The organism is Streptomyces sp. NPDC047117 (genome assembly GCF_040643545.1).
Taxonomy (GTDB): domain Bacteria; phylum Actinomycetota; class Actinomycetes; order Streptomycetales; family Streptomycetaceae; genus Streptomyces.
On the sequence record NZ_JBEYUN010000026.1, the window covers coordinates 77801 to 88838 of the forward strand.

General features: G+C 72.2%; 7 protein-coding genes. All 7 read right to left on the reverse strand.

Annotated elements, in window-relative coordinates; translation table 11 throughout:
* Window positions 1–35: 35 nt before the first annotated feature.
* On the reverse strand, window positions 36–4010 hold the full coding sequence (gene eccCa / locus ABZ840_RS34290) for a type VII secretion protein EccCa (protein ID WP_361566801.1): 3975 nt from the start codon (window positions 4008–4010) through the stop codon (window positions 36–38).
* 37 nt (window positions 4011–4047) lie between these two features.
* The gene (locus tag ABZ840_RS34295; RefSeq protein ID WP_361566804.1) at window positions 4048–5394 is read right to left on the reverse strand and encodes a MinD/ParA family protein; all 1347 of its coding nucleotides are present in this window, start codon (window positions 5392–5394) and stop codon (window positions 4048–4050) included.
* 82 nt (window positions 5395–5476) lie between these two features.
* Window positions 5477–6832, reverse strand: coding sequence for a type VII secretion integral membrane protein EccD (gene eccD, locus ABZ840_RS34300; RefSeq protein ID WP_361566808.1), 1356 nt, complete (start codon window positions 6830–6832; stop codon window positions 5477–5479).
* A 179-nt stretch (window positions 6833–7011) separates the two neighbouring features.
* Window positions 7012–7329, reverse strand: a complete 318-nt coding sequence (locus tag ABZ840_RS34305; protein WP_361566811.1) for a hypothetical protein — start codon at window positions 7327–7329, stop codon at window positions 7012–7014.
* A 91-nt stretch (window positions 7330–7420) separates the two neighbouring features.
* On the reverse strand, window positions 7421–8875 hold the full coding sequence (locus ABZ840_RS34310; protein WP_361566814.1) for a DUF6508 domain-containing protein: 1455 nt from the start codon (window positions 8873–8875) through the stop codon (window positions 7421–7423).
* Window positions 8868–9266, reverse strand: a complete 399-nt coding sequence (locus ABZ840_RS34315; RefSeq protein WP_361566817.1) for a hypothetical protein — start codon at window positions 9264–9266, stop codon at window positions 8868–8870. Before ABZ840_RS34315 ends, ABZ840_RS34310 begins: the two co-directional genes overlap by 8 nt.
* An 18-nt stretch (window positions 9267–9284) precedes the next feature.
* On the reverse strand, window positions 9285–11038 hold a 1754-nt coding region (locus ABZ840_RS34320; RefSeq protein ID WP_361566820.1), incomplete at its 5' end, for an ADP-ribosyltransferase.

Below are 11038 nucleotides of genomic sequence, written 5' to 3' on the forward strand. Positions count from 1 at the left end.
TCGGGAAGAGAGAGCGAGGGAGAGGGGGAGCTCCCTCACCCCTCCGTATACACCGTCTGAATCAGCCGGTTCGGGCGGCCCCGCTGCATGAAGATGCCGCGGCCCGGGGGCTGGAGGGAGGCGTACGTGCCGGGGAACAGCTGGCCCTCGCTGCGGTCGCCCGACATCAGGAGTGCCGAGGCGCCCGACTCGCGCAGGCTCAGCATCAGCGGTTCGTACATGCCGCGCGAGGCGCCCGCGACGCGGCGGGTGAGGACGAAGTGGAGTCCGATGTCGGCCGCCGAGGGGATGTAGGGGAGGAAGGGTTCGAGGGGGGCCTGGCCGGCGGTCGTCAGGACGTCGTAGTCGTCGACGAGGACGACGATCCGCGGGCCGCCGCCCCAACTGCCCGGCTCCAGGTCCTCCACGTCCGTGCCGTCGCCCGGCAGCCGCTTCTCCAGCTGGCCGGCGACGCCGTGGGCGAGGCCCGCGCACATCTTGGGGTTGTACGCGTAGCCGCCGCGGAACTCCTCGGGGATCGCGCCGCGCAGCCCGCGCCGCGGGTCCATGACCGCGAAGACCAGGTCGTCCTCGCCGTACCGCTCGATGAGGCCGTTGGCGACGGTCTTGAGGAGGTTGGTCTTGCCGCACTCGCTGTCGCCGAGGATCAGCAGGTGCTGGTCGTGCTGGAAGAGGTCGACCATGACGGGCGCCAGCGCCGTCTGGTCCAGGCCGATCGGGACCCGCTGCGGCTCGGCGGCCGGGCCGGGCAGCAGATGCGGCTCCAGGACGCGCGGCAGGACCCGTACGGGCTGGGCCACTTCGCCGCTCCAGGTGGCGCGCACGGTACGGGCCGTACGCTCCAGGACCGCGCCCAGCTCCGAGGTGTCGGCCAGGCCGTCCGTACGGGGCAACGCGATCTGCGCGAAGAGCTTGCCGTCGGTCAGGACGCGGCCGGGCTCGTCGGGCGAGAGGGTCTGGGCGAGCTTGCGGTCGATGCTGGACTCGCTGGGGTCGTTCAGCCGCAGCTCGACGCGGGTGCCGAAGTACGACTGGGTGGCGATCCGTACGTCGTTCCAGCGGAGCATGCCCGCGACCACGTGGATGCCGTAGCCGCTGCCCCGCTTGAGGATGTCGGCGACCGCCTCGTCCAGCTCCTCGAAGTCGTCGCGCAGCGCGCCGAAGCCGTCGATGACCAGCACGATCTCGGCGGACGCCAGCTGCGGCAGCCGGCCGGCGGCGTGCAGCATGCGGAGCTGCTCGACGGAGTCGATGCCGTGCTCGCGGAAGAGCTCCTCGCGCAGCCCGAGCATGTTGCGCACCTCTTCGACGGTGCGCCCCGTGCGCTCGCGGTCGGCGCGGCCCGCGACCCCGCCCACGTGCGGCAGTTCCGACAGCGCCTGGAGGCCGCCGCCCACCAGGTCCAGGCCGTAGATCCCGACCTCCTGGGGCGTGTGGGTCAGCGCGGTCGACAGCGCGAGGGTGCGCAGCAGCGTGGTCTTGCCGGAGGCCGGGCCGCCGATGATCGCGGCGTGGCCGCCCGCGACCGTGAGGTCCAGGACGTACTGGCCCTGCCACTGCTTGGTCGGGTCGTCCAGCAGGCCGAGCGGGATCTGCAGCGGCCCGCGGCGCGCGGCGAGCTGCATGCCGCGCGCGCCGACCTCGACCGGGCCCGCGGCCTTGTCCAGGGGCATGGCGGCGGGCAGCGGCGGCAGCCAGATGCGGCGCACCTGTGCGGCGGCGCCCTCCAGCTGGCCGACCATCACGCCCATCTCGGTCGGGCCGGCCTCCCGGCGTCGCACCGTCGGCTCGCCCTCGCCGGTGTTCTCCGGCTCGGCGAGGGTGTTGAACGCCTCGTACTCCAGGGCCAGCGGCCCGGTGTCCTCCTCCTCGTGGCGCTGCACGGGCCCGCGGTAGGCACCGGACACGTAGCTCGCCTTGAAGCGTTCGTAGTGCGTGGTGTCGACCTTGAGGTAGCCGAAGCCGGGCAGCGGCGGCAGGTGGAAGGCGTCCGTGGTGTCCAGGACCGTACGGGACTCGTCGGCGGAGAAGGTGCGCAGGCCGAGCCGGTACGAGAGGTAGGTGTCCAGGCCCTTGAGCTTGCCGCCCTCGATGCGCTGGCTGGAGAGCAGCAGGTGCACGCCGATGGACCGGCCGATGCGGCCGATGGACAGGAACAGGTCGATGAAGTCCGGCTTGGCGGTGAGCAGTTCGCCGAACTCGTCGATGACCACGAAGAGGTGCGGCAGCGGGTCCAGGTCGGGGCGCTTCTCGGCCCGCAGCTGGGCGTAGTCGCCGATGTCGGCGACGTTGCCCGCGTCCTTCAGCACCTGCTGGCGGCGCTTGACCTCACCGGCGAGCGACGCGTGCACGCGCTCCACCAGGCCCGCCTGGTTCTCCAGGTTGGTGATGACGCCGGCGACGTGCGGCAGGTCGGCGAACGGCGCGAAGGTCGCACCGCCCTTGTAGTCGACCAGGACCAGCGCCAGGTCCTCCGGCGGGTGGGTGGCGACCAGCGCCAGTACGAGGGTGCGCAGCAGCTCCGACTTGCCGGAACCGGTCGCGCCGACGCACAGGCCGTGCGGGCCCATGCCCAGCTCGGAGGACTCCTTGAGGTCCAGCAGCACCGGCTCGCGGGAGTCGCTGATGCCGATCGGTACGCGGAGGAAGGCGCGTTCGCCGCGCGGCGCCCACAGCCGCGACAGGTCCAGCTGCGCCACGTCGTCGATGCCGAGCAGCTCGGCGAAGTCGACGGGGCCGGACAGCGGGGCGTCCACGAGCGATTCGGCGGACAGCCGCATCGGCGCCAGCATCCGGGCCAGGCCCTCGGCGAACGGGACGCTGACCTCGTCCACCGTGCCGTGCGCGCTGATCGGCTCCTGCTCGCGCAGGTCCTCGATGAAGACCTCGTCGCCGTCGACGGTGATCCGTACGCTGATCTGCCCCGGCTCCTGGATGCGCTGCTCCAGGAGGTGCAGGACGGTGACGCCCATGTCGCGCAGGCCCACCGCGTCGTCCGGGCGCGGCAGGTCCACGGCGTCCTCGCCGTGCCCGTCGGTGACGACGAGCAGACGGGAGTTCATGGCCAGCGCGTCCCGGTTGGACAGGCCGCGGCGCACCTCGGCCGCGTACGAGGCGCGGCGGCGCAGCTCGGGGCCGATCTGCCGGGCCAGCTGGGGCGCGGAGGGGGCGATCCGGCGGGCCGCCACCGGGCCGTCGAACTGCTCGGTGTCGAGCAGGTGCGGCATCCACTTGGCCCACTCCCAGTCGGGGAGCCGGGCGCCGGGTACGGCCAGCGCCATCGCCACGTCGTCGGGCGCGTGGGTGGCGGCGGTCTGCACGAGCAGGGCGCGGGCGACGCGCAGGCAGTCCTCGCGCGGGCCGACGACGCTGATGTTGCCGACCCGGTCGAGCGGGACGGTGAGCGGGAGTTCGGTACCGGTGCGGAAGCGGTCCATCAGCGCCGACGCCTCGTTGAGCATGAAGCGGTCGGGCGGGGTGAGGACCGAGGAGCCCTGCTGGGCGACCTGCAGGTCGCGGACCGGCATCTCGCCGGTGCCGACGCGCACCCGCAGGAAGTCGCCGTCCATCCGGCGGCGCTCCCACAGCCGGGCCGGGTCACGGACTATGTCGTACAGCGCGTCCGGCGGCGGGTTCAGCACGTCGGCCTGCTCGCGCCGCTCGCGCTCCTCGCCGGACAGCTCCTCGCGCAGGTCCTCCAGGTACGAGAGGTACGCCTCGCGCTGGGTGCGGCGGGTGCGCTGGGCCTTGCCGCGCTGCGAGAAGGCGAGGCCGAGGGTGCCGATGAGGGTGACGACGACGATGATCGCGCCGAGCCCGGCGAACTGGCTGTTCCGGACGACCGTCATCATGATCACGGACGACAGCACACCGGCGACGGGCAGCAGCGACATCGCGATGTTGCCCGACTTCCCCTCGGGGAGGTTGGGCGGGGCCTCGATGGTGCGCGCCTCGGCCGCGGCCTGGGGCCGCGCGGTACGGGCCGGGCGGTGGATCAGTCGGGTACTCATCGGCGTCCGTCACTCACGGTCGGGCTCGGCATGGGGATCAGTGGCGCTGCTGGGAGAGCCGGAACGCGTCCGCCGCGAGGCGGGTGGCGGCTTCCCTGGTCGCGTGCGCGAGGAGTTCGGTGCGGATCGTGCCGCCGGCCGCGAGGTGGCGGTCGTACGGCATGATCAGGACGCTCGCTCCGGTGGACTTCAGCTTCTCGACGGCCTCGTCGAGGTCGAGCCCGGAGTGCGGCACGAGCTCGCTGAGCACCACGACCGTGCCGGCGATCACGTGCGGGGGCAGCCCCTGCATCCACTGGAGGATCGAGTACGTGCTGGTGATGCCCTCCAGCGTGGCGGGCGCGGTGAGCACCCTGGCCTGGGCGGCGGAGAGCGCGACGCGGGCGACCTCGGCGGGCAGCGTCTCGCAGTCCACGACGGTCACACCGAAGTACCGGCGCAGCGAGACCATGACCCGTTCGTACGCCCTGGTCTCCAGCATGGCGCCGATCTGGCCCTGGCTGCCGGGCAGCAGCCAGGCGTTGTTGGGCAGCTGGACGAGGTAACCGGTCACGTCCAGCAGCGACATCTGGGGCTCGACGATGCCCGCCAGGTCGCCGGTGGTCCAGCGCAGGGTCTCCGCGCCGAGCCGCAGCGGCAGCGAGCCGAGCGAGGGGTCGGCCTCGACCATCAGGACGGGGTCCTGCCGGTAGTGCGCGTACGCGGTACCGAGCAGCGCGGCGACGGTCGACTTGCCGGAGCCGCCCCGGATGGAGGTGACGGCGATCTGCCGGCCGGTGGTCACCGGCTGCTGGAGCACCTCGGCGGTGGCGGTGGTGTCGGCCACCTCGCGCGCGGCCGAGGAGGAGACCGTACGGCGCAGGTTGCGGGTGGCGCGGGCGGCGAACGACTCGCCGTGCCGCGGCTTGCGCCCGGTGACGGCCAGGCTCTTGTCGACCACGGGCCGGGAGTCGGGGGTGCGGCGCGGGTGGGCCTGCGCGTAGCCGGCCTGGGCCGGCACCTGCTGCTGGTACTGCGGCTGCTGCTGCGGCTGCTGCTGGGGCGGCTGCTGGTACTGCTGCTGGTACTGCTGGGGGTACTGGTCGTACTGCTGGTTCGCTCGGCTCGGCTGGTTCGGCGCGCCGGGGTAGCCGGGCTGTTGCTGCGGCTGAGGTTGTGCCTGTGGCTGCGCCTGCGGTTGCGGCTGTGCCTGTGGCTGCTGCGGGGGCGTGGGGTGGCCGGGGGTGGGGGTGGCCTGGGGTGCGGCCTCGCGCCCCTGCCCGCCCTGCTGCTGTCCGGCAGGCCCCTGGGCGCCCTGCGCACCCTGCTGCTGCCCGCCCTGCGGCGTGGCACCGCCCCGCAGGTCACGCAGCACGTCGCCCTGCCAGTTGTCTCCGTTCGGCATGTCAGCCCTTCTTTTCCGCCCTGCTGCCCCGCCCGGAGCGCCTGCGCGTCGTTCTCAGAACCTGTTGAGCGTGTGTCGAGCGTCAGAACTTGTCGAGCAGCTGTCCGTACACGCCGAACGCGCCCACGGCCAGCGGGAAGAGCCCCACCACGCCGATCGACTCGACCAGGTCGGCCACGCGGCGCAGCCGGACCTGCACGTGCTCGGGCGGCCGTACCGCCAGTACGAGCAGCGGCAGCACCGCGGCCGCGCACAGCACGACGAGCGGACCGGCGCCCCCGGCGTGGTCCATCCACACCATCACCAGCCGTACGACGAGGACCGCCGCCGCGGCGAACAGCGCCACGACCTCGGCCACCAGCGGGAAGGCGCGTGCCCTGGAGAGCAGCACCAGGGCCACCAGTGCGGGCAGTGTCACGGTCCACACGGTCGGCGTCTCCGCACGGGTGAGCAGCCAACTGCCGGCCGCGGCGGACGCCGCCGTGACGATCGTCGCGAGGGCGAGACCGCGGTGGGTGGCCGCGAGCGCGTTGGCCACCTGGTGGCGGCTGACGGAGGTGCCGCCGGAGCGGCGGTCGTCGAGCGCGGTGAGCCCGGACGCCATCAGGGCGAGCCGCGGCAGCAGCCCGAGGAGGATCACGGAGAAGACGGCCATCACGGCACCGAGCCGGGCCGGATCGTCCTGGATCGCGGCGACGGCCTCCCACACCACACCGATGCCGGCGGTGGCGGCGGCGCCGATGAGCCCGCCGCGGCCGAGCGGCGAGAAGTACCCGAGGAGGAGCAGCATCACGACGAGCGCGCCCGCGACGGCCGCGAGCCGGGTGGTCCCCGACCAGTCGTACGCGTCGGCCGCCGTCCACGCGGTGAGGATGCCCAGACCGCCGGAGGCGAGGAGCAGCGCCGTGGCGAGCCCGCGGTTGCCCTGCCCGATCTTCGAGACCAGGGCACCGGCCGCGAGGAGCAGGAGCGTGACCGCGACGAGTACGCCCACGAGCGAGCCGAGCGCGAACTCCTGGCGGGCCAGGACCGCGGCGGTGAGGGCGAAGGCGACGGTCGCCACGCCCGCGCTGATCCGGCGGGTGGCGGGCCGCCAGCGCCAGGCCTGCAGGTCCAGGTCGTCGGCGACCAGGTCGGTGACGTCGTGCACGACGGGGGCCGGGGGCGCGGAGTGCGCCCGGACGAGCCGGAGCACGGCGCCGTCCGCGACCTCCGCCGACGCCAGCGTGCTGTCGTGCGGCAGCGCGGAACCGTCCGACGTGATCAGCTGCCGGGTCATCGGCCGCGACGCCGCCCGGTCGTCGAGCAGCTGCAGGATGTCCGGCAGCAGCTGTCCGATCGGGGTGTCGGAGGGCAGGACGATGTCGGCCCGGCGTCGCTCGCCGACCAGAGTCACCCGGCTGAGTTGCGCCCGGGATGTCGTTGCTGTGCTCACCACTTACGGGAACCTATCGTCGCGGCGTTGAGGAGTCGGGCCTGTGCGGCGTACTCATGTTACTGGTGCCGGGCCCTTTCCCTTTTTGCGTGGAATTACTGATACAGGCGCCGGATTCCCGCTTTGTACGAGCGAGTTGCCGGCCTCCGGAGATCCGGTGAATGCTGTGAATCCGGTGAAAGCTACGAATCCGGAGAATTCTTCGCGTCCTTCCCGGAATCCTCCGGTTTCGCTGTCGGGGCCGGCTGCTGGTACTGCTGTTCCTGGCGCTGCTGCTTCTCCTGCTCGGCCTTCTGCTTCGCCAGCGTGTGCTGGAGGAAGGACCAGCCGACGCAGCCCGCGCACAGCACGGCGGCGATGGCGATCCCGGCGAACACCTTGCCCAGCCGCTCGTCCGCCGTCCGCCGGGCCCGCTGGGCGCCGAACAGCAGCGCGTCCCGCATCCTGCGCCGGCGTACCGCCACCGACTCCAGAAGCTGGCTGTCGTAATCCCGTGCCATCCGTCTTGTCGTCCGTTGCCTCAGTCGTCCGTTGCGTGGGTCGTGGTCCCTGGAACATATGGCATGCGTGAGGAAGCAGTACAGCCCAGGGTCAGGCCCCGCCGATCCCCTGGAAGATCAGAAAACCGGTCCACAGCACGGGAATCAGCGCGACGTACGCGAGCGGCCGCTGATACATCGGCTTGCCCGGATCCTTCTGCTGACCGTGCTGCCCCGGCGCCGGCCGCTGCAGCTTGCTCACCTTGCCGCGTGCGACGAGATTCCAGATCACCGTGAACGGCGTGAAAATGAACAGCGAGAACGGGCTCCACCAGCCCTGCCACAGGGTGGCCGTCAGCATCGTGCGATAGACGGCCATGCCGCAGGTCCCGCACATCGGACCGTCGTACTTGAGGAATCGCATCAGAATGAGAAACCCCTGATGCGCCCGGAACGTGACCCGTGCCGTCGGCATTCCTCCACAGAACCTGCACGCCTCGTACCCGGCCTGCGGCCCCATCCCGTACTGCGGCTGCCCGTACGGGGCCTGGCCCTGCTGCGGGTAGCCGTACGGCTGCGGCGCCATCCCCTGCGGCGCGGGCGGCATCCCGTACTGCGGCTGCGTCTGTTGCGGATAGCCGTACTGCGGCTGGCCGGGCCGGTGCGGGGCGGGCTGCTGGGCGTAGGGGTTGGCCGACGGGGGTGTGGGCCGGGGCGGTGGTGGCGCGGTGATGGTGTTCCCCGTGTGGTGCGGAAGCGGGTGGGTGGCGTACTGCGGTGCCGTGTGGGCTGCCGAGGCCCCGGGCGCGGCGGACTCGTGCGCGGAGCGCGCGCCCTCCGTCGCGTACCAGGCGCGGAGCGACGCGACGGCGGCGTCCAGAAGGCCGTTCTTCAGCGCCTCGTCGATCATTCCCTCGCTGATCCGCTCCCCGAGCACCAGCGCCATCGCCGCGCGGACGGCGTCGGCCGGAGACAGCCGGCCGTCCGACGACAACTCGGGAAGCGGGTTGGCCGACCACCGGTACTCGGTCGTGACGACGACGTTCCGCAGCGCGCTGACGGCACGCAACAGCGCCTCGCCGTAGCGGGGATACGGGATCTGGGTCACGCCTCTGGCGTTCGCCTGCCCGCCACCCCACTCGACCTTCCGGTCCTCGTCCGTCAGCGCGTCGAAGGCGTCGGCGAGCGTACGCCAGGCCGCCGCGTCGACCCGTTCGAGCGCGGCGATGAGACGCCGGTCGTCGGCCGGGGTGACGGTGCCGGCGAGCTCCTCGACCGCGGCCACATCGGGGGCCGCGGTGACGGGGCCGACGCCGGTCTCGCGACCGAGGCGGCCGAGGATGTCCGAGGGAGCGAGCCCGCGTTCCCGCGCCTCATGCACGTGAGCGCCGTACCACTCCAGCCCTGCCTTGTAGGCGTCGATGCTGCTCGCCTTACGGTCCGCCCACCCGACACCGTCGTCGCCGAACCAGACATACCCCATCACCTGCCCGTCGGGGGCGGCGACGCTGACGTACTGCACCGAAGTGGAGCCCTCGGGCTGTTCGACCGGGACGGCTTCAGCCACCAGAGGCCAGTTCCTTGAGCGCGGCGAGACTGGGGGCCTCCGCCAGGGAGCCGGCGACGACATGACCGGTTTCGATGTCGCTCGCGTTCCTGGCCAGCTCGTCCAGGGCCACGGTGGGAGCGATGCCGCGCGCCTTGAACTCACGCAGCTTCATCTCCCACAGGAATCCGCCGTTGAACGCCTTGGGGCCGGCGGCGGGCCGCGGCTGCCAGGCCGCGGCGTCGTCCTCGTCGTTGGCCCACACGTATCCCAGTACGGTGTCGGTCTCGTCCGCCACGGCGAAGTAGCGGACGGGCTTGTCCGTCCGGTAGCCGTAGTCGGGAGGCCCGGCGCTACGCTCGAAGTGCAGATCCTCGTTCAAGCGCGGGTTGAGACGGTCCTCGTTGCTCATGTCTGTGCCTGTTCTCGCTTACGTCCTGGGAAGGACCTCACCGTAGATCTGCCACCGACCGCTGTCATCCATGAAGACACGGGACACCTTGTACTCGGTGCCGCGACCGAGAAGCAGTTCGCGTTCGCCCTTGCCGAAGGCGCTGACCTTCTCCACCCACATGCTCGGGGTCCCCTTGGGGACGCGCAGGCGGAGGATGGCTTCCTTGCCGGCGAAGCTCGGTACCGGGTGGTTGCCGAGCGAGGTCGACATGTACCCGTGGTCCGGGTATGTGTTGCCCGCCATACGCACCGGGCTTGGTACGTCGATGTGCCCCAGACCCGTCCCGCGGACGACCATGATGTCCTCGGGCATGGTCCTTCCCGCCAGGGCCTTGTCGATCTCTTCGACCTCGTGCCGCACCTGCGGGGTGTCGAAGTCCGAGTTGCCGCGCAGGTAGCCGTTGATCTCCTTGTAGGTCGGCGTCGGCTGCGGGGGCTCCTTCGTGTAGTCGAAGACCGCGTCCTTCTGCGACTGCGGCATGTTCTCCGCGTAGTCGTTCCAGTGCCCCTGGCCGTACTTCTCGGCGGAAATGTCGCTGGGGAAATCCACCGTGCCGTCGGACAGTTCCGCAAGCGCCACCCGATGCTTCTCCGCAGCGGAGAGTTTGGCGAATTCGGCGTCCGACATGTGCGGCTTGTACTCGAATGGCTCGCCGGCGCCGCTGCCCGGTACGTCCGTGCCGCCGTGGCCCGGGGCGGTCGGGGTGTCGGCGCCGTGGTGCGCGCCGCCGTCCCCGAAGTCCGGGTGGTCGCCGGCGTGCGCCGCGTCGTCGCCCGCGTGGGCCGCGTCGTCGGCATGGCCGCCGCCGTGCGCACCGTCGTGGCCGTGCCCACCGTGCCCGTCGTGCGCGCCGGGGCCGTCGTGGCCCGGGCCGTGGTGCGGGGCGTCCGGGGTGCCGTGGCCGCCGGTGCCGGGTACGTCGTGACCGCCCGGGTGCGGGGTGGTCGGGACGTCGTGCGTGACGGAGTTCGTCGGGGTCTGGTGGTACCAGGCGTTCGGCGTACCGGGGTGGCCGGCGGCGCCGGGTACGTGCTGCCCACCGGTGGGCACGTGCTGACCGCCCGTGGGGACGTGCTGCCCACCTGTGGGGACGTGCTGCCCGCCCGTGGGGGCGTGGTCGGGGACGGCGCCCGTCGGGACGTGGCCGGCCGGGTCGATGTGGGGGGTCGGTACGTGGTTGCCCGCGTTGCCCGGGACCTGGTCGAACGAGCCGCCCGTGGGGCCGAAGGAGCCGCCGTGCGGGCCGAAGTCTCCGCCGGACGGGGGGCCGTAGGAACCGCTGGGCGGGGGCCCGAAGGAACCGCTCGGCGGGGGGCCGTACGAGCCGCTCGGGGGCGGGCCGTAGGAACCTGCGGGCGTGTGGCCGGCCGCGTTGACCGGGGTGTTGTTGTGGCCGCCCATCGGGTACGTGTCGTTGGCGTGCGTGACGCCCGGGAAGCCGTTCCCCGTGTGCGAGGCCGCTGCCGCCGGCTGGTCGATCGTCCAGGACTGGGGCAGGCCGGTGCCGGGGACCGTCTGGTGCGGGACCGAGGGTGACGTGGGGATGCCGTTCGCGGCGGGCAGGTGGCCGCCGGTCTGCGGGAGCTGGCCGTCGGGCAGGTGCAGTGAGCCGTCGGGCATGGTCGGCAGGTCCACCTTGCCGATGCCCTTGATGCTCTTGGCGATGTCGCCGATCTTGGACAGGCTCGCGCCGGCGCCCTTGGCGACATAGGTCATCGGGTCGATGACCT

Coding starts and splice junctions, on each gene's coding strand:
- eccCa (WP_361566801.1), bottom strand. CDS start 4,010: ATGAGTACCCGACTGATCCACCGCCCGGCCCGTACCGCGCGGCCCCAG.
- ABZ840_RS34295 (WP_361566804.1), bottom strand. CDS start 5,394: ATGCCGAACGGAGACAACTGGCAGGGCGACGTGCTGCGTGACCTGCGG.
- ABZ840_RS34305 (WP_361566811.1), bottom strand. CDS start 7,329: ATGGCACGGGATTACGACAGCCAGCTTCTGGAGTCGGTGGCGGTACGC.
- ABZ840_RS34315 (WP_361566817.1), bottom strand. CDS start 9,266: ATGAGCAACGAGGACCGTCTCAACCCGCGCTTGAACGAGGATCTGCAC.